This is a genomic window from Aureibacter tunicatorum (genome assembly GCF_036492635.1).
GTDB lineage: Bacteria > Bacteroidota > Bacteroidia > Cytophagales > Cyclobacteriaceae > Aureibacter > Aureibacter tunicatorum.
On the sequence record NZ_AP025305.1, the window covers coordinates 1563313 to 1582551 of the forward strand.

The following is a 19239-nucleotide window of genomic DNA, read 5'->3' on the forward strand; positions in this document are numbered from 1 at the left end:
AAGTTCGCGCTTGATCTATTTACTTTTAATTTGGTGAAAATGTTTGAAGAGTGAAATGTTATTATGATATGGCAAATTCTTATTCGGATTGAATCCTAAATAATAAATTTTTATCTTTTGCATGTAAAATTTTTAAAAGTGTTTGAGCTGCCATGAATAATGATCTTTTGACGAAGTTGGGTGATTCCCTCGAAGGTGAATTGTACTTTGATGATACTATGAAAGTCTTGTATGCTACTGATGCATCTGCTTATCGAGAAATGCCTACAGCTGTTTCAATTCCTAAAACTGAGGAAGATATCAAGAAGCTAATAGAGTTTGCTAAGTTGCACAAGAGCTCTTTGATTCCTCGAACTGCGGGCACCTCATTGGCAGGACAAGTAGTGGGAAACGGAATCGTAATGGATGTTTCCAAATATTTTGATCAGATACTAGAAGTCAATGAAGAGGAAGCTTGGGTGAGATGTCACCCGGGTGTTGTCAGGGATGTGTTAAATATAAATCTTGCAAAGCATGGATTGTACTATGGACCAGAAACTTCCACAGCTAATAGAGCTATGGTTGGAGGAATGGTCGGCAATAATTCATGTGGGGCGAACTCTATTGTTTATGGGAGCGCTCGTGAGAATTTATTGGAATTGAGGGGTTTTTTAAGTGATGGATCTGAAGTCGTCTTCAAGGATTTGTCTTTGGACGAGTTTGGCAAGAAATGTATTTCCAAAGGCTTGGAAGGCAAAATTTATAGAAATATTAACGACTTGCTTGCCAATGAATCCAATGCAGAGGAGATTGTGAAAGAATATCCCAAGCCTGAAATTCCGAGAAGGAACACCGGTTATGCTTTGGATATGTTGTTGCGCACGGAACCTTTTGGCGGTACAGAGCCTTTTAATTTTTGCAAATTGATCGCAGGATCTGAGGGCACGCTGATGATGATCACAGAGTTGAAGTTAAAACTTCATCCATTGCCTCCAAAAGAGAAAGCTTTGGTTTGCGTGCATTTTGAGTCGATAGACGAGTCTTTGAGAGCAAACCTTGTGGGATTAGAGTTTAAGCCTACAGCTTCTGAGCTTATAGACCATTTTATTCTCAATTGCACCAAAGAGAATATTGAGCAGCAAAAAAACAGGTTTTTCGTAGAGGGAGAGCCGGGAGCGATTTTAGTGATTGAGATTTCTAGTCATTCCGAGGAAGAAAGAGATCAAAGAGTGAAGGCTTTGATAGATGCATTGAAATCGAAGGAGTTGGGTTATCATTACCCTGTGCTTTATGGAAGCGACATGTCTAAAATTTGGGCTTTGAGAAAAGCAGGGTTGGGACTTTTGTCAAATATTCCAGGAGATGCCAAACCAGCTCCTGTGATTGAAGATACTGCGGTGGATGTTGAGGATTTGCCGGATTATATTGCGGATTTCAATAAGAAGCTTTCAGAATATGAATTGAGTTGCGTTCATTATGCGCATGCGGGTACTGGGGAATTGCACTTGAGGCCGATCCTTAATCTGAAGACTAAAGAAGGCAATGAGATGTTTCATACCATTGCCGATGAGATTGCGAAGCTTGTAAAGAAATACAAAGGCTCTTTGAGTGGTGAGCATGGAGACGGAAGGCTTAGAGGCGAGTTTATTCCATTTATGATTGGTGAGAAGAACTATGGGATGTTGGAGCAAGTGAAAAACTGTTGGGATGAAGAGCATATTTTCAATCCCAATAAGATTGTGAATACGCCAAGCATGAATAGTTCATTGAGATATTCGCCGGGGCAGAGGACTCAGGAATTGGATACTGCCTTGGATTTTACTGCAAGTCAAGGTTATGTGAGGATGGCGGAAATGTGCAATGGCTCTGGAGATTGCAGGAAGACGCATTGGAGCGGTGGAGCTATGTGCCCAAGCTACATGGCTACAAAAGATGAAAAACATACGACTCGAGCAAGAGCGAATATTATCAGAGAAGTATTGACGCATGATTTTGAAAATCCTTTTGCAGATAAGAGAATTGAAGAAGTTTTCGATTTGTGCTTGTCATGCAAAGCTTGCAAAAAAGAATGTCCTTCCAATGTGGATGTCGCCAAGTTGAAAGCTGAATACCTTTATCAAAAATACAAGCAAAATGGTGCAAGCTTGCGAACAAAGAGTTTCGCTTATGTCAATGCTATTAACAAGTTAATGCAGCCATTAGCCCCGCTTTATAACTTTACGATTAAGAACAGTTTGATTTCTCCATTGGTGAAAAGTGTTATGGGGGTCGCTCAAAAAAGAAGCTTGCCTGAAATCGCAAAAAAATCACTGGATAAATGGTATAAACAGAATGTCGGTAGATTGAATGAAGGGAAAAAGAAGAAGGTTTATCTTTTTTGCGATGAGTTTACCAATTACAATGAGCCAAAAGTAGGAGTTGACTCCATAGAGTTGCTTGTGAGGCTTGGTTATACTGTTGAAATTATACCTCATGAGGAGAGTGGCAGAACGTTTATTTCCAAAGGAATTTTAGACAAGGCCAAGGAGATTGCTTCCAAAAATGTGAGCATTTTCTCAGGTTTGGTCAGTGAGAATTCGCCTTTGATCGGAGTTGAGCCTTCTGCTATTTTAACATTCAGGGATGAGTATGTGTCTTTGCTCAGAGGAGACGAGCAGGCTAAAGCTAAGAAGTTGGCGAAATACACATTTACTATAGAAGAATTTCTTTGGCATGAGCATAAAGCAGGAAAAATCACATCTCAAGACTTTTCGGATAAACATGGAAAAGTTAAAGTTCATGTGCATTGTTATCAGAAAGCGCTTTCAAGCCAACACTACACTAAAGAGCTCTTGAGCATTCCAGAGAATGTGAATGCCGAGTTGATAGCTTCAGGGTGTTGCGGCATGGCGGGTTCTTTTGGATATGAGAAAGAGCACTTTGAAGTTTCTATGGGTATTGGAGAGCTGGTTTTATTCCCTTCGGTCAGAAATGCGGACAGTGAAACTATGATCGCAGCAGCTGGCACAAGTTGCAGGCATCAAATCAAAGATGGCGCAAATAGGGGCTCATTACATCCTGCGTCGATATTGTTGGATTTTGTCAACGAATAAGTCGAATAATTATGAGTTTTTCATCTTTAAGTTTTTGTTATCAAAAGGAAAGTTAATTGTTTTCTTAATGTTAAAAAGGTAACTTTTGGGTAAACATTGGATCATTTTATCTGTGATGGATTTTTAACACAGTTTCAAGGTATTTCGAGCATTGTTATGTTAATATTTAATTTGTTTGATAACATGTTTCAAGAGTGAGCCTGTGGGGTTTTATTATGCTCCCTAAATTTATATTTTTGAATAAACGAATAAAGTTGTTACACACTAAAAGAATTGATTATGAGTACTAAGCCACAACAAAAAGTGCTTGTTGTTGATGATGAGGACGATATCAGAGAGTTGTTGCAATATAATCTAAAGAAAGAAGGTTATGATGTGGAAACTGCGCCAGATGGATTCAAAGCGGTAGAAATCGCTAGGAAGTTCCAACCTAATCTGATCTTGTTGGACATCATGATGCCAAAGCAGGATGGAGTTGAAACATGTCGCCAACTGAGAGATTTGCCGGAATTGCACGAATCATTCATCGTGTTTTTGACTGCTCGGGTTGAGGAGTACTCTGAAATCGCCGCTTTTGAGACAGGGGCAGACGATTACATTACCAAGCCGATCAAGCCAAGAGCTTTGATGAGTCGTATCAATGCGATGTTTAGAAGGGAGTCAAAGAAGAAAAACACTACTGACAAGATCAGCATTGGAAACCTTATGATTGACAGATCAAGCTATACAGTTACTATTGATGGAAGTCAGCTGACATTGCCAAAGAAAGAGTTTGAATTATTGTATTTCTTAGCTCAAAATCCAGGGAAAGTATACAGCAGAGATGACTTATTGGCGAGCATCTGGGGAGCGGATGTTTATGTGTTGGCTAGAACAGTGGATGTTCATATAAGAAAAGTAAGAGAAAAAATCGGAGATGGGTATATAGCTACTGTAAAAGGAGTTGGATATAAGTTTGAGTTGAGCAACTAATAAAACAGTTGTGGATGAAATAAATCAGGGAAGCGGCATCAGTGCTAGATAATTGAAAATGATCGTCGATTTCTTGATTTTCAAAAGAAGTTTTAACAGTATTACAAAGGATTGTCCTGAGTTCGCATTATGTTATTTACGTCTAGAGGGGTTGCCGCATTGTTGAGTATTTCTATCAGCATAGTTACTACGGCCTTTTTGTCTTTGGTGAATGGCGTTAGTATTGACGCATTGGTTGTGGCGTTTTTGATCGCTTTCGGCTCCTCTTATCTTTTGATAAGCATCACCTTCGAATCGCTGATTTTTAAGGAAGTAAATCAGATTTACTCTATGTTGAGCGATTTGAAGAAAAATGATTTTGAGTTTATCAAAAAGCATAAGAAATACAAGAAGTCTCGAAACCCGATGAAGCGGGTGAAGCAAGAGATTTATTCTTATGCAAGCTCCAAGCAGAGAGAGATCGACGAGCTTAAAAAGCTTGAGGCTTTTCGGAGAGAGTTTTTGGCGGATGTTTCGCATGAGCTTAAAACTCCGATTTTCGCTGCGCAAGGCTTTATCTACACATTGCTTGATGGAGCGGTGGAGGATGAGACTGTGAGAGTGAAATTTCTGAAAAGAGCAGGCAAAAGTTTGGACGGCTTGGCTAATTTAGTTCAGAATTTGCTGTCCATATCCAGAATGGAATCAGGAGATATTCAGTTGGAGTTTGAGGATTTCGATATTTATAAGCTGACGCAAGAGATCTACGAACAGTTTGAAGCCAAAGCTGAGAAAAAGCAGATCAAATTGATTTTCTCGGAAGAAATTCCCGACAAGGTAGTGGTCTTTGCGGATCGGCAAAGAATCATGCAGGTGCTTATGAATCTGATCTCCAATGCGATGAAATATACGGAATCTCCGTCTGAGGTTGAAGTTGATTTTAAAGTTGGAGAGAAGGAAGTTACGATATATGTCAAGGATACGGGGCTAGGAATACCGCCTGAGGATTTGAAAAGGATCTTTGAACGATTCTATAGAGTGGAAAAGAGTAGATCCAAGGATAAAGGAGGCACAGGACTAGGCTTGGCCATTGTGAGGCATATATTGCAAGCTCATGGAAATACGGTAAGTGTGGTGAGCACAGTAGGAAAGGGCTCTACATTTAGCTTTAAATTGCCAAAAGGAGAAGTGAAGCAGGCGCTGGAAATTGAGTAGTTGCCTGAATTTTATTATATTGTTTTTTATTGAGCCAATACCGTTTTTTGATGGGGTTGGCCTTTTTGATATTGGACGGATAGTATTCGTCGATTTTTGAGGCTGTAAAAGCGGCGGCGTAGATGAGGGATGGATTTTTATGGTTTTCTTTATTCATTGCCGCGGCTAAAAGAAATAGTTTGATTTTTGCCGAGGCATGAAATTTGGTTTATTGGGAGCAACTCCCTGATTTCAAACAAAATTGCCATGTCAGAACAACTACAAGTGGATTCGAAGCCGGAGGTGCTCGAAGAAAGTCAAGCTATGATTTTTGATTATGAAAAGTGGTACGACAAACTGCCTGAAATGAAGGCGAGGTACCAAACGGATGATCCTTATCCTCATATCGTCGAGGATAATTTTATGGAAGAGTGGGCAGCGGAAAAAGTAAGAGGCGAATTTCCTTCGGTTAAAGATGATGGATGGATACATTATGTCCATTTCAATGAAAAAAAGCATGGATTAAACAAACTTGATTTGTTGCCGCCATTTATTCAGGAAACAATCAGAGAGTTCAATTCGCCAAGGTTCGTTTCATATTTATCCGAGTTGACAGGTATTGATAATTTGATCGCTGATGATCAACTTGAGGGTGGTGGCTTGCATCAAAGCCTTAGAAACGGCTTCTTGAATGTGCATGCTGATTTTACCGTTCATCCTCACAAAAGAAATTATCGCAGAAGAGTTAACCTGTTGGTGTATTTCAATAAAGATTGGAAACCTGAATATAAAGGGGATTTAGAGCTTTGGACCAGAGATATGAAAGTTTGCTCCAAAAGCGTTTCGCCGATATTCAACAGATGCGTTGTGTTTAATACCGACGAGGACTCTTATCATGGCTTGCCGGAGCCAATTATGTGCCCTGAGGATGACAGCCGCAAATCCATCGCTCTATATTATTTCACAGAGGAAAAAGAGCAACCTAAAAAGCAAACGACCAAATACCGAGCAAGGCCTAAGGACGGGATGAGATCTCTATTGATCTATCTTGACAATAAAGTAGTGACAGTATACAGTTTGTTGAAAAGCAAATTGGGGATTAATGATGACTTTGTCAGCAAGGTATTGAATAAGTTTTCAGGCAAGAAGTGATTAAGAAATTACGCGCAAATCTTATAAAATATTGAAAGAGGCGAATTAGCCTCTTTTTTTGTTTGCGATAATTCGAATGAAAAATCTTGCGAATCATACACGATCTGATGAAATTTGACGATGTAAAGTAAGAGGATCAAAGTATTTGGGATGAAAAAATTTAGTTTTGAAGATTCCATTCTTTTTGAGAATGATAATTATATAGTTGTGAACAAGCCACCTTATGTGTCGACTTTGGAAGATAGAAACAGTGGCGTTTGTTTGTTGGATTTGGCAAGAGAATATTGCAATGAGGTTAGTGTCTGCCATCGTTTGGATAAGGAAACCAGTGGTGCGATAGTCTTCGCCAAGAATCCTGATGCTTATCGACATATGGCTATGCAATTTGAAAATAGGAAAGTCGATAAGATATATCACGCGGTAGTTGAGGGACTCCATGAAATCGATAGCAAAAAGGTGAACGCGCCAATTGCGGTGCTTAAATCCGGAGGAGCTAGAGTGGATAAAATTAAAGGCAAGGAAGCTGTCACATTTTTCTCAACTTTGAAAATGTACAGAATGCATACGCTATTGGAAGCTAGACCTGTCACTGGAAGAATGCACCAAATTAGAGTGCACTTGGCTTCAATGAACTGTCCTATCGTATGCGATGAGCAATATGGCGGAGCATTCATTTATCTATCAAAAATAAAGAAGAAGTTTAATCTGAAGAGAGGAACTGACGAGCAGCCTTTGATAAAAAGAGTCGCTCTTCACGCTTATCAAATAGCATTTCAGGATTTGGGTGGAGAAATCAGAGAGATTACGGCGGAATACCCTAAAGACTTTAATGTATTGATTAAACAGTTGGAAAAAAACTCCTTTTAGTCCTATGAAGAAAGTTTTGTTTGTTTGCTTGGGAAATATTTGCAGGTCGCCTTTGGCGGAAGGGATTTTTGATCATTTGATCCAGAAAAGAGGTTACACGCAGCTTATTGGTTGCGACTCGGCAGGAACAGCCGCTTATCATATCGGCAAGTCTCCAGATCCTAGATCAATAGAAGTGGCGGAAGGTCATGGCATCGTGCTTAGGCATAAGGCTAGACAGTTTGAAATTCATGATTTTGAGGATTTCGATTATATTTTTGCTATGGATTATGAGAATTTGAAGAATATTCGAAAAATTGAGAATCCATTGATGCAAACAGTCTATGATCTGAAACTTATGAGAGCTTATGATCCTGAAGGCATTGGAGAAGTGCCGGATCCTTATTATGGCGGTCAAGAGGGGTTTGAGAATGTTTATCGCATGTTGTATAGAAGCTTGGAGAAGTTTTTGGATAAGCTAGAAGAAACTTTTGATTTAAAGTCGATCAAAGCGCAGAAAGCTTTGTAGTTTTTGAATCTTAAGAAGATGAGCAAAAGTCAGTGTGTTGAACCTAGCCGCACTGACTTTTGTGTTTTTTGTAATTACGACCTTTTTTTTAGGTCTTATTTTGCTTTTTTTTGAAACCTAGAATATTTTTTTTGAATAAATATCAAATTACGGAATGGTTTTTATCTATTTTTTACTTTATTTGTGTATAAAACCTTAAAGAAAAAATTGTATCAGTTTGCTTGATTATTTGAGCAAGCATGATCAACAATCAACAAAAACCATTTACAAATGACAACAGAAGATATCAATCTGCCTATTGGTATACCTTTGGATCGATTTATTCAAGAAAGACAATCCCAATTTCCTTTTGCGAGCGGAGAGCTTTCTCAATTGTTGAGAGACATAGCTTTGGCAGGTAAGATTGTTAACCTGGAGATTTCAAGGTCGGGGCTTAACGATATTGAAGGAGCCTATGGATCGAAGAATGTTCAAGGTGAAGATCAGCAAAAACTTGATGTCATAGCAAATGAAAGATTTATCAATGCGTTGACCAAAGGAGGAGAAGTTTGCGCGATTATTTCCGAAGAGGAAGATACGATCAGAGAATTAGAGAGTTCGAAAGGCAAGTACATCATTGCCATTGATCCATTAGACGGATCGTCAAATATTGATGTGAATGTTTCCATTGGTACTATTTTTTCTGTATACCGACGCAAGTCGAATATCGGAGAAAAAGTGACAATGGATGATGTATTGCAGAGAGGTGAAGAGCAGGTAGCTGCTGGTTATCTAATTTATGGCTCATCATGCATGTTGGTGTATACAACCGGTTATGGTGTGAATGGATTTACGTATGAGCCATCATTAGGCGAGTTCTTCTTATCGCATACTAATTTGAAGACTCCTGAAGAAGGCAAGTATTATTCTATTAATGAAGGCTCTTATTTCAGCTTTGAGGCTGGGGTTAAGGCTTTTGTGGACGAATGCAAGCAAAATAAAGTATCTGCAAGATATATAGGTTCTTTGGTGGCTGATTTTCATAGAAATATGTTAAAAGGAGGAATCTATATTTATCCGAAAACAGAGTCCGCCCCTAATGGAAAATTAAGATTGTGCTATGAGTGCAATGCTTTGGCTTTCTTGATTGAGCAGGCTGGTGGAAGAGCTACTGACGGGGAAAATAGAATTCTGGAAATTCAGCCTACAACACTGCACCAAAGAGTTCCTTTTTTCATTGGATCTGAAAAAATGGTCTTAAGAGCGGAAAGCTTGTTGGTGGGACAGGAAGAAGTGATTTAAATTTATTTAAAATATAAGTCAATATAAATGGCCGCTCAATGAGTGGCCATTTTTGTTAGAATATTAATTCTCCAAAAATAGGGTTGTACTCATGGGTGTATTCATCTCTTTCACCCAGTCCTATGCTTCTTCGAAGTTCATTTTCTTTTAGCGCAAAATAATCCTTTTCAATCTCTCTGTATTTTTGATGAGGAGACTTGTTGCGGACGAATTTCATGAAGTCCGGATTAGAGTCTCTGGTATCGCCTAGATAATACATTGCTTCAGCTAAACCTCTTCCAAAATCAACAAACGCTGGGGTTAGAACTTGATGCGGAACAGGCTTGCTCCTGAATCCTCCGCTTCGGAGTTTGCCCGCATAAGACATGAGCGAGTCGCTTCGAACAGCTGATTGGATTTGCAATTCGTCTTGTCTGTCTAGTGATACCAACCCATCTGATACTTTGCCATGATGAGATTCAATACGGGTAGGCCGCTCTCCTCCTAAGATAGGATGCAAGGTGACTCTTTCGCTTTGATCGACATCTTGTAACAGTTTCATGCCGATAGGCGTTCTCATGAGCTTGGCCATCATAGCGATAATACCTATGTCATTTTCATTTAAATCCCTTCCCATATCGCCTATCATTCGATTATTACTGCCGCGTTTAACGGTAAGCGAGTGCCAAGTTTCATCAATTTCTCTTAATTTGGAGCTTGCTGTGCATCTTGCTTTCCATTGTCTTTGAACTTTTTCTATTTTAGCATCGTGGACTTGATTAAATTTTGCTAATTCTGAGTTCCTTTTTTTAATGGCTTTGGCTAAAGCCTGTCTTGTCGCAGGATTGTGTTCTGTGCTTTTATTAAGCTCCCTTTGCAGCCTTACTATAGGCTCGTTAAGTTGATCTGATAATATTCTGTATTCTTCTCGTTTTTGGTCGAATAGGGGAGTTAAAGCGGCGTTTTTAGCAGTTTCTTCTTCAAATGCTTTGGTCTCCATTTCGTCTCGTCCCGGCACCCATACAGGCAAGTTGTTTTCAAGCCCAAACTTGACTTGCGTATGATGCTCCTTTTGGATGTCATCCAAGACAAACATCATTACAAGAGTGAAAGGGTGTGAATTTCCAAAGCGATCGACGGGATGCATGTTGTACCATTCATATATGGTATGCTCGATCTCATGGAGCAGTTGAAGTTTTTGATGATTTTTTCGCTCAATGTCTTTAACGTTGACTTGCTTTTTCATGGCAAGCTTTGACATGCCTATCATTTGGTCTTTCATATCGGCGAGTTCCCTTTTCAAATCTTCAGAGAACGCGCTATGGCCAGTGAAGGCCAATTCTGCGGCCGCGGATTTGCTTGACTTGTCTTTGTCATGGCCTGACAAGATATCCAGTACTTTTGATGCTTTGCTTCTAGTTAGAGCTTCTTCCATCTCTGACGTTTCTAAGCCAAGTTCACTGGCAGCTTTCATGATTTCAGAAGGATGCAATGCGACTCTGTTGGTTGCCAATTCAACTAATTGTGGATTTGCATGAACTCCTTGTGTTAAATTCGACGCTGCCTCACTAGGAGTATAGCCATCCACATTCCAAAGGAATGATTCGAATTCTTCTTTGCCGGTTCTTGAGATGGATTTTTGCCATTTTCTCGCCATCATTCCTAGATGGTATTGCTTTCTTGCGTGCAGTTTTTTCGCTAAACCATCTTGATCCACGTCCCCAACACCGCTAATGGCATGAAGCATTTCTGTTTCGGACAAAGTCATTTTTCGCTCCATTGCTTTGAGTAGCTCTTGATCTTGTGAAGACCTTTCTCCACTTGGGTTGCTGAGCCTTTTTGCTAGCTCCAGCATCTTGAGGCTTACTTTGTCCTTATATTCTCTTTCTCCCCCATATTCCCACATTGATCGATCGTCTTTTAATTTTTCAGGAGCAGGGAAATCTTTGCTGTAAGAAGCCTCTTTTTTCTTTTTTTCAAGTTCTTCAACTTTAGCCTTGACTTGAAAGAACTGCATTCTTTGTTCTTGAGTGCTGGCTAAAAAGGCTTCATATTCCTGATTCTTTTCTGTGAAATCAGCATTTGCCTGAGTGTAATCAGTGTGTTCTAAAATGGATCTATGATCAAGCCCCTGTTTTTTTAGTCTTTCGTACGTCTGATGCAAAGCTTTTCGGAAAGGATCCAGTTTTCCTGCCAGTTCATCGCCTTGCAATTTCAATGGCCAGTAGGCGGAATGCTCTTCGCTAAGTTTTGTGCTCCAAGCATCATACTCTCTTTCGGTTTGTTCTTCGAGAGGGTGTTTGGCTCCTCCTCTGAAAGTGCTATCTACATCGTGATACGCTCCAATCAAGTCAAGCACTTTGACGATGAGCGGGTGGCTTCTATCAGTAGATTTTTTAGGAGTTTGTGTAGGCAGTGACACTGTATCTACTCTAAGAGGAACAGTTTTTTCCAATTCTTTATATTCATCGTTTATGACTTGAGTTAAGCCTTTGATTTCCTCTTCGAGTGTTTGATTTCTATATCTTGTTTCAGCTTCAGGGTTAGCAGCATTGTACGAGTCTGTTTCTTTTTTTAATTGATCCTGTTTTCTTTTTAATGCGTCTCTCTGAGGTTTTAGTCTTTTTTCAATAGCTTTTTTTGTTCTGAAATAACTATCCGATTCTCCATGAAGAAGGCGAACTTCTCTGGCGGTTCTAAGAGGTTCTTTTTTCAGCCTTTTAAGTTCTTTTTCCCTAAATTCATTGAGTCGTTTTTTGCTTTCTTCCAGTTGTTTGAGCTTCACTTTGCGAGGTAAAAAATTACCCCATTGTTGTGTGTGTTCAGGACTTGCCAAATAATCATCAAGCGCTTGTTGTTCCTTTGCTGTATATTCCAGAAAATCAGGATGGGCCATGTTGAAGCGTTTGTTCTCAGGCCTCCGTTTGAATTCTTCAAGTTCGCGTTTAGCTTGCTCGAGTTGTTGTTGTCTATCTTCGTATTCTCTGATCCAGTCGTTTTTTGATTTTCCTTTTAGTTGATCTCCACCTTCTCCCATGCTTCTGGCCATTAACACGCTAGGATATGATTCTTCAAGCATATGCTCAATGCTGGCGATTTTAGCTTCTTGCTTCCATAGCGGAGCCATGTATTCGCTTTTTCTTTCCGTTAATGCCTTGTTTAAGTCATGAACGGTATTGTCTCCTAGTTGTCCAATGCCGCTTGAATAGCTTCGAAGCTCTTTTTCAAGTTGTTCTTCTTCATTTTCTATTTCATCCAATCTTGCATCTATTTGTAGAAGCTCATCGGTCATAAAGTGTTCATCGCTTAAGTCTCCTACTGGAGTTGTTTTCTCCACGAATAAATAATCCTCTTCGGAAGATTGTTCTTTTCTTCTTGTGGATTGTGACATGCTGGCCCCAAAGGACTTGGGAGTGTGCGTTGCGAGGGTTCCTTTAAAGTTGTATACGGATTCGAGAAAATCAGTATGGGAGTCTTCGCTTTGCAATTGGGTTTTGCTTTTATAGCTCATTACTTTGAGCGAATATTTGTCCAAGGTAGACCCTGGAGGAAGCGAGGTCATGGCTTGCGGAGGAATTTCCAATTCTTGGGATTCATGTACTGTAAGAATTGGTCCAGGCTCGGTGGGACTGCTGGGAGGAGCTTCTTCCCATGGACGATAAGAAGAAATATTATGTATAGGATCTTCCAACATATGCTCGACGTTTTCCCGAGTGAGCATGCGTTGTATGGGAGAATAATTGCTATGGGTTTGTGGAGGATGTTTTTGAGATGAAGCATGCTCAATGGAGGCACCTTTCTGTTGAATGGTGCCTGTGGCGGTGTGTTTGGATTCAAATTTAGCCTTTGACTTGAGCATAAAAATTCACATTTATGCTATTAACATAAATATCAGCCAAAGGTTGGATTTTAGCCTTGGCTATTAATAAAAGAGATTTTCTCTTTTCATTTTATGCTCTTCATCCATCATTTTTCTGAGATTCATTAGCGCGTATCTCATTCTGCCCAAAGCGGTATTAATACTCACGCCGGTTTGCTCGCTAATTTCTTGAAAGCTCATGTCCATATAGCTTCTCATTTTCAAAACTTCTTTTTGGTTTTCCGGAAGCCTGTCGATGAGTTCTCGAACTTTGTTGACGGTGTCTTTGCGTATTTGCTTTACTTCGAAGCTGTCTTCCACCCAATCCGATCCAAAGCTGAAACCGTTTTTTTCCTCAAGTTCGATTTCTGGATATCTTTGAGACCTTCTGAACCAATCTATGGCTTTGTTTTGGCCAATACGAATGATCCAAGGCAAGAACTTGCCTTCTTCATTGTACTTCCCAGCTTTAATCATGTCAATCGCTTTGATGAATGTCTCTTGCATGAGATCCTCAGCAACGAATTCATTTTTGACAATCATGAAAATCTTGGTGTAGATGATATCTTTGTATTTGTTTACCAGCGTTTGGAAAGATCTTTCGCATCCATTGCAGTAAGCATTAATTAAGTCGTAATCAGATTCTTTCATCAGTTTGTTTCACCCCTCCATGTAGTAATGTTCTCTCCTGAGGCAAAAATAATACATAAAATAACGCTTAAAAAGCAAACATATTGTTTGTTTTAAAGTTATTTGAAAATTATATAAAAAAGTTGTTTTAGGATAATAAAAATGACTCAATTGAATGGTGTCGGCAAATAGGCTTTATTTCAGCTTATTGTAACTATACTGATATGATTATTTTATTTTTTAACTTTTGTCAAAATTTTCTGATTTGCTCTCATATGTCCATGAGGCAAGGCCCGAGCCGACTAATAATAAAATGCCTCCCATGATATGGCGCAATGTCAATGGCTCCAGTTCCAATAAATCTTGATCTAGAGACAACAACGCGTACATCATTCCCAATGTTATGATGGGTGAGAGTATCATGATAAGGGATACTTTAGAGGCTTCAATGTATTGATATGACTTTATGAAGAAAGAAAATGCAAATACATTGATTATTGTCATTAGTCCGACGACAAGCCAAGCTGTTTGATTAAGTGTCGTTAAACTATTCAAATCGACGAAAGGCAACATGATTATCGATGCGATAAAAAAAGTAAACATGTTCAAAACGCATGGTGGAACTTTGTCGGTAAGTTTTTTTTGAGCCAAGCAATAACCAGCCCATGCAAATTCGGCGATAAGAATTAATAATAGTCCTTTGTTAAGCGTTGAGGTGTCTAGATAAGAGATGGAAGCCGAGTAAAATGTCGCTAGCCCAATCAAACTTAACGCTAGTCCAAGTTTCTGCCATTTCACCATTCTTTCATTAAGAAAGATCATGCCGCCAACAATGACAAGGATGTCTCCCAAAGGATCAAAAATAGTAGCCACATCGGCAAGAAGATTGTCTACGGCATAACTGAATAATAGCACGTAAAGGATTTGCAGCATGGCAGAGCCAGACATGGGAAGAAAGTTGGCTTTGATTAGCTTAAGGTCAAATGATTTGATAGCGTTGCTGTAAAAAAATAAAATCACACTTCCCAGCAAGTATTGAAGCCATACGATTAACATTGGTTCGGCAATATCAAGTCCGATTTTCAATGCGATAATCTCACCTCCAAATAAAAAGGCTCCCAGAAAAGCCAAAGAAAACCCTTTTAATTGTTTGCTCATAGTTTCACGCATATTTTCCTAAGAAACATGCAAAAGGTCTTAGATGTTTGTCGGATATGCGCAATATGACATGGCGAAATCACCTTCTAGGATATAATGAATCTTAATTATGTCATTGAATGCTTTGGAGCGAATCAGCATGGATAATTGGCCATTTGGATTTAGTTCATACTGTTGTATTTCCATTTCGTTTTTGAAGGACAGTTTGTGCTGGGCAAGCAATTTGTAAACGGCTTCTTTAGCAGTCCAAGCGATGCATAGCTTATCTATGTTTTTGCCTGAAAATCGTGCTTCTTCTTCGTTTTGAAATTTATGGGAAACCCTTTGAAGCTTTGGTCTGCATAGTTCAATATCAACTCCGCAGCTTTTGGATGAGTTGGAAATAATTGCCGCGGCATAGGGATAACTGTGGGAGATGGAAATGGATGAGTCGTTATCGATAAGTTCCGGTTGTTTGTAAACGTTTTTGTGTATGCCTTTGTATTGCAACCCTATGGATTCTGTTAGTTGTTTCGCTAAAATTCTGGCAGCCAGTCTTTCAAGTCTTTTATTATGATTGTTAGTGTTTGATAGCACGAACTTGGCATCTTCAGGATGGCAAATTGCTAGCATTTCTTCAAGGCTTTCTTCTATAAGCCAAATTCCTACGACTGTGCTGGACTCTTTATTAAATGAATGTATTATGGGCATATATTTTAACGTTCGATACAAAAGATTAGGAAAAAAACGTTTAGCGGAGTAAATCTAATTGTTTTATTTTTATTATTTGATCTATTTTGCAAAACTGTGGCTTTAAATCCACGTAGGCTATTTCATTGATTAAAATAAATATGATGAGAGCAAAAATTACTGTTGATAAGAAAAATACCTTTACGGGACATAAAGAACCTGTTTACACGCTTTTGCAAGGCAAGGAAGATAATACTTTTTATTCTGCCGCAGGAGATGGAATGGTAGTGGAATGGGATATGGAAAAACCAGAGGAAGGAAGACTTGTGGCTAAAGTTCCATCATCGGTGTATGGTATTTGTTATCATCAAGAGAGAAATTTGCTGATTATTGGACAAAACTTCCAGGGCCTTCATTTTGTGGATGCGGATAGCCGAAAAGAAATCAAGAACCTTAAAATTACCACTTCTTCGATTTTTGATATACAAGTTGACAGCGGTCGCGCGTATGTAGCATGTGGCGATGGTGAATTGGTTGTGGTGGATTTAGATACTTGCACCATAACTAAACGCATCAAAAATAGCGAGAAAAGCGCAAGGTCAATCAGTTTGAACCCTGCCAACAATCATATGGCCGTTGGCTATAGTGATAATAAAATAAGAGTTTACGATACGACAACTTGTGAGTTGATTAAAGTTATTGAAGGGCATGAGAATTCAGTGTTTTCGGTAAAATATTCTCCAGACGGTCTTCATTTGTTGAGCGGGTCAAGAGACGCGCATTTGAAAATCTGGAATACAGAAGCGGAATATGCGCTTCATAAATCAATTGTCGCTCATATGTACACAGTAAACAATATTGATTTTAGCAAGGATGGTAAGCATTTTGCGACTTGCAGCATGGATAAGACCATAAAAGTTTGGGACGCTTCATCATTCCGATTATTGAAAGTAATAGACAAGTCCAGACACGCGGGGCACGGCACGTCTGTGAATAAGTTGTTATGGAGTGTAAATGATATGAATTTATTTTCTTGCAGTGATGACAGATCCATTTCGCATTGGGTTATAAACGAAGGTCAAGCCTTATAACTTGCTCTTTTATTGCTATGCCAAGATTATTTTATTGTCTGTATTAAAATTCTTTGAAAAATTATTAAAAAAAATCATTCAAAATTGTAGCTTGGCATCACAAATATTTTTCAAAATCACGAGAATATTTTATAAATTGTAATTCAATCCATTTTTCTTTAACAAAGCGGTGAATCATGAAAGTTACTCCATTAGAAATAAGACAAAAATCTTTTGAACGAGTATTCAGAGGGTATGACAAAGAAGAAGTAGAAGCTTATCTTCAGTCATTGTCTCAAGAATGGGAGAGGCTATTGGATAAAAACAAAGAGCTTAACATGAAGCTTGAGAATGCTCAAAAAGAGCTTGAAAAGTTGCATGAAGTGGAAAGCTCATTATTCAAAACGCTCAAAACTGCAGAAGACACAAGTCAAAATATTCTCAATCAAGCAAATCAAAAAGCGGCCTTGAAAATCAAGGAAGCAACCATGGAGGCTGAGAAAACGGTAAGAGACGCGAATACCGATGCTGAGAAAACGATAAGGGATGCCAATACTGATGCTGAGGAAACGAATAACAAAGCTCAAAAAGAAGCTGAAGAGATCGTTTCAAACGCTGAAAAGCATGCTAAGCAGATCATGGATCACATGTTGGAGCAGATTAAGGAAATGGAATACCACTTTAGAGAATTAGAAGACACTAAAGTGAATTTGACTCGTGACCTTACTCGTATTGCCACTCAAATCAATAGCAAAGTGGCTGACGCTGACAATAGCGGCAAAGGTTATCGTTCTAAAATTGACGAGCTTGTTCAGAAAGCGAAAATGACGCATAGATTCGCTAGCGATTTGAAAAAAATGGAAGAGTTGGTTGATGGCGATTTGACAGGATTGGAAGCTGAGGAATTGGAGACTTTGAATGAGGAAGTTGTTCAGAAAGAAGTCAAAGAGTCGACTAGCGCTCAAATCGAAGAGGAGGAATTGAAAGAGGCTCCGCAGTATGTTCATTCTGACTTTGCGGAAGAAAAGAAAGAATACGCGGAAATGCCAATGGAAGTGAAAAGTCCTGAAAATGAATCAATAGAATTCGAGAAAAAGAAAAAAGGATCTTTTTTCGATGATTTGGATTGATAAAGGAAAATAAGCTCTTTCCCATTATTTATTGATATGGCTGGGAAATGCTTGCATTATTCTTATCTTTGCAGTTCGCCTTGTTGAGAAATCAGCGAGGCGTATTCGTTTAAATATTTCAAAAAAATACTCGGAAAGTTTTTAAATAGTTTGATGCAATCGTTAAAGTTGTGTTCGGGTGAAATTTTAGCGCCAGCTTTCCGTTGATCGTAAAAAGGCTTGAATATGGGGAAGATATGTCTTGAAGGTTTGGAGTTCTATGCTTATCATGGTTTTTATGAAGAAGAGCAAAAGATAGGAAATAAATATGAAATTAATATAGAAGTTGATGCGGACTTCAACGATGGTGCGGTGAATGATGATTTGATCGGAACGATAAGTTATGAGGACTTGTACAGAATCATCAAAAAAGAGATGGAGATAAAGTCAAAATTGCTTGAGCATGTTGGTTATCGTATCATCAAGAAAATTTTCAAATTGCATCCTGCGGTGGAAAAGGTTCGATTGGAAGTGGTGAAGTTCAATCCGCCGATCGGAGGGATTTGCCGAAAAGCTAAAATAGTGCTTGATGAAACAAATGATACTATAGCGTTGAAAGACAGTGTTCTCAATAATATTGAGGACGATCATTTTGGTTTGCCCAAATTCAATGAACTTTCGATAGATGATAATTAATTCGAAGTAACATCAAAATATAAGAAAGCCATCGTGAGATGGCTTTTGTGTTTTTATTTGTTTTTGGAGAGGTTGATAGCTCCTCCAATAAGTATATTGCCTTGCAGAAAGAAGAAATGCTGGCTTGCTTTGTCTGAAGTGCTAGGAGTTGTTCTGATATCAGGCATATGAATGAACCCGCCTTTACCCTCGGATTGTATGAAGAAGTGCTTGAAGAACTTGAGGTGAAGCCCTACTTTTGCGGAAAGGCCATATCCCGCTAAATGAAAATCATCATGTCTTTCATTGTTCAATAGCGTTGCATTGGTTTTTGGAAGCAATGCGCCGACTCCCACACCTTCAGTCAAGTAAAGTTCGAAATGTTTTGATTGGATTTTCAGCCATTCGAAAACATCATCGGACCTGCTTAATTCGACATTGATATAATTGAGCCCGTCAGTATGCTCGAATACCAAAAAGTCTTTTGCTAGTATAATATCATCATTATTGTAAACTCCGTCATACGGTGTGCCTGTTTCATTGATATGACCGTTGATTTTTACAGTCTGGTCTTGCACCATGACATATTTCATGTGATCGACGCCTATTGATATATCGTATTTGTCGTTGATGAAGTACCCAATGCGCATATTGGTTTGCGGCAAGGTGATATTGCTTGGTTTGAAGTAATTTTCATAGCTAAATTCGGATTGCCTGTCCTTGGCTTTCACATCCTTAAGCGTGAAATCGTAATTGTCTCCTTTGAAGTGTATATCGGAATTTGTGTAACCAGACCAGTTCCATCCCCAGTAGAAGTATAATTCTCCTTTTCTGCCTTTTTTCCCAATTTGTTTGTCCGGGATAGTATGTTGAGCGAATAGATTTAAGGTTATGAATGCCATTAAAAGGCTTAGCGTAATGTGTTTCATATTGATACAGTGTAAAAGTAGTGTTAGTTATTTAGTTCTAATTTAAATAAAATATATATTACTGATTGAAATAATTTATTTAAAAATTAGTAACAGACAATATTTTACACTGATGTTATATTCAAGATTTGAAAAGT

15 protein-coding genes are annotated in these 19239 nt (G+C 38.8%); 10 read left to right on the forward strand and 5 right to left on the reverse strand.

Going from position 1 to position 19239, the window contains the following annotated elements; genetic code table 11:
- Positions 1-152: 152 nt before the first annotated feature.
- From AABK36_RS06630 to fbp, 7 genes are all read left to right on the forward strand, one after another.
- The gene (locus AABK36_RS06630; protein WP_309941492.1) at positions 153-3071 is read left to right on the forward strand and encodes an FAD-binding and (Fe-S)-binding domain-containing protein; all 2919 of its coding nucleotides are present in this window, start codon (positions 153-155) and stop codon (positions 3069-3071) included.
- Between the two features lie 279 nt (positions 3072-3350).
- A complete protein-coding gene (locus AABK36_RS06635; protein ID WP_309941493.1) occupies positions 3351-4043 on the forward strand; it encodes a response regulator in 693 nt (230 codons plus the stop codon).
- Between the two features lie 129 nt (positions 4044-4172).
- Complete coding sequence (locus AABK36_RS06640; RefSeq protein ID WP_309941495.1) at positions 4173-5237, forward strand: sensor histidine kinase; 1065 nt, start codon at positions 4173-4175, stop codon at positions 5235-5237.
- 246 nt (positions 5238-5483) lie between these two features.
- Positions 5484-6368, forward strand: a complete 885-nt coding sequence (locus tag AABK36_RS06645; protein ID WP_309941497.1) for a 2OG-Fe(II) oxygenase — start codon at positions 5484-5486, stop codon at positions 6366-6368.
- Positions 6369-6518: 150 nt separating this feature from the next.
- Positions 6519-7235: an RluA family pseudouridine synthase gene (locus AABK36_RS06650; protein WP_309941500.1), complete on the forward strand. Its 717-nt coding sequence runs from the start codon at positions 6519-6521 to the stop codon at positions 7233-7235.
- A 4-nt stretch (positions 7236-7239) separates the two neighbouring features.
- Positions 7240-7743, forward strand: coding sequence for a low molecular weight protein-tyrosine-phosphatase (locus tag AABK36_RS06655; protein WP_309941503.1), 504 nt, complete (start codon positions 7240-7242; stop codon positions 7741-7743).
- A 270-nt stretch (positions 7744-8013) separates the two neighbouring features.
- Positions 8014-9024, forward strand: coding sequence for a class 1 fructose-bisphosphatase (fbp, locus tag AABK36_RS06660; protein WP_309941505.1), 1011 nt, complete (start codon positions 8014-8016; stop codon positions 9022-9024).
- Between the two features lie 55 nt (positions 9025-9079).
- Here the strand turns inward: fbp and AABK36_RS06665 are convergent, their stop codons facing one another.
- The 4 genes from AABK36_RS06665 to AABK36_RS06680 form a co-directional block, all read right to left on the reverse strand.
- Positions 9080-12862, reverse strand: coding sequence for a hypothetical protein (locus tag AABK36_RS06665; protein WP_309941506.1), 3783 nt, complete (start codon positions 12860-12862; stop codon positions 9080-9082).
- Between the two features lie 63 nt (positions 12863-12925).
- Positions 12926-13513 (reverse strand): RNA polymerase sigma factor, encoded by a 588-nt coding sequence (locus AABK36_RS06670; protein WP_309941508.1) that lies wholly within the window; start codon positions 13511-13513, stop codon positions 12926-12928.
- Positions 13514-13732: 219 nt separating this feature from the next.
- Positions 13733-14650, reverse strand: a complete 918-nt coding sequence (locus AABK36_RS06675; RefSeq protein ID WP_309941510.1) for a DMT family transporter — start codon at positions 14648-14650, stop codon at positions 13733-13735.
- A 39-nt stretch (positions 14651-14689) separates the two neighbouring features.
- A complete protein-coding gene (locus AABK36_RS06680; RefSeq protein WP_309941512.1) occupies positions 14690-15340 on the reverse strand; it encodes a 4'-phosphopantetheinyl transferase superfamily protein in 651 nt (216 codons plus the stop codon).
- 140 nt (positions 15341-15480) lie between these two features.
- On the opposite strand from AABK36_RS06680, the gene AABK36_RS06685 reads away from it, so the two are divergent.
- The 3 genes from AABK36_RS06685 to folB all read left to right on the forward strand — a co-directional run bounded on the left by AABK36_RS06685 (position 15481) and on the right by folB (position 18194).
- On the forward strand, positions 15481-16410 hold the full coding sequence (locus AABK36_RS06685; RefSeq protein ID WP_309941515.1) for a WD40 repeat domain-containing protein: 930 nt from the start codon (positions 15481-15483) through the stop codon (positions 16408-16410).
- Positions 16411-16586: 176 nt separating this feature from the next.
- Positions 16587-17519, forward strand: a complete 933-nt coding sequence (locus tag AABK36_RS06690; RefSeq protein WP_309941517.1) for a DivIVA domain-containing protein — start codon at positions 16587-16589, stop codon at positions 17517-17519.
- 225 nt (positions 17520-17744) lie between these two features.
- Positions 17745-18194 carry a dihydroneopterin aldolase gene (gene folB / locus AABK36_RS06695; RefSeq protein WP_309941519.1) on the forward strand — a complete coding sequence of 150 codons (450 nt, stop codon included), beginning with the start codon at positions 17745-17747 and terminating at the stop codon, positions 18192-18194.
- A gap of 53 nt (positions 18195-18247) precedes the next feature.
- Here the strand turns inward: folB and AABK36_RS06700 are convergent, their stop codons facing one another.
- Positions 18248-19102 (reverse strand): hypothetical protein, encoded by an 855-nt coding sequence (locus tag AABK36_RS06700; RefSeq protein WP_309941524.1) that lies wholly within the window; start codon positions 19100-19102, stop codon positions 18248-18250.
- Positions 19103-19239: the final 137 nt, after the last annotated feature.

Bases quoted from the DNA above. Each gene is read 5' to 3' on its own strand.
- AABK36_RS06675 (WP_309941510.1), bottom strand. From the start codon at position 14,650: ATGAGCAAACAATTAAAAGGGTTTTCTTTGGCTTTTCTGGGAGCCTTT.
- AABK36_RS06655 (WP_309941503.1), top strand. From the start codon at position 7,240: ATGAAGAAAGTTTTGTTTGTTTGCTTGGGAAATATTTGCAGGTCGCCT.
- AABK36_RS06700 (WP_309941524.1), bottom strand. From the start codon at position 19,102: ATGAAACACATTACGCTAAGCCTTTTAATGGCATTCATAACCTTAAAT.
- fbp (WP_309941505.1), top strand. From the start codon at position 8,014: ATGACAACAGAAGATATCAATCTGCCTATTGGTATACCTTTGGATCGA.
- AABK36_RS06640 (WP_309941495.1), top strand. From the start codon at position 4,173: ATGTTATTTACGTCTAGAGGGGTTGCCGCATTGTTGAGTATTTCTATC.
- AABK36_RS06670 (WP_309941508.1), bottom strand. From the start codon at position 13,513: ATGAAAGAATCTGATTACGACTTAATTAATGCTTACTGCAATGGATGC.
- AABK36_RS06690 (WP_309941517.1), top strand. From the start codon at position 16,587: ATGAAAGTTACTCCATTAGAAATAAGACAAAAATCTTTTGAACGAGTA.
- AABK36_RS06630 (WP_309941492.1), top strand. From the start codon at position 153: ATGAATAATGATCTTTTGACGAAGTTGGGTGATTCCCTCGAAGGTGAA.
- AABK36_RS06680 (WP_309941512.1), bottom strand. From the start codon at position 15,340: ATGCCCATAATACATTCATTTAATAAAGAGTCCAGCACAGTCGTAGGA.
- folB (WP_309941519.1), top strand. From the start codon at position 17,745: ATGGGGAAGATATGTCTTGAAGGTTTGGAGTTCTATGCTTATCATGGT.
- AABK36_RS06650 (WP_309941500.1), top strand. From the start codon at position 6,519: ATGAAAAAATTTAGTTTTGAAGATTCCATTCTTTTTGAGAATGATAAT.
- AABK36_RS06635 (WP_309941493.1), top strand. From the start codon at position 3,351: ATGAGTACTAAGCCACAACAAAAAGTGCTTGTTGTTGATGATGAGGAC.
- AABK36_RS06685 (WP_309941515.1), top strand. From the start codon at position 15,481: ATGATGAGAGCAAAAATTACTGTTGATAAGAAAAATACCTTTACGGGA.
- AABK36_RS06665 (WP_309941506.1), bottom strand. From the start codon at position 12,862: ATGCTCAAGTCAAAGGCTAAATTTGAATCCAAACACACCGCCACAGGC.
- AABK36_RS06645 (WP_309941497.1), top strand. From the start codon at position 5,484: ATGTCAGAACAACTACAAGTGGATTCGAAGCCGGAGGTGCTCGAAGAA.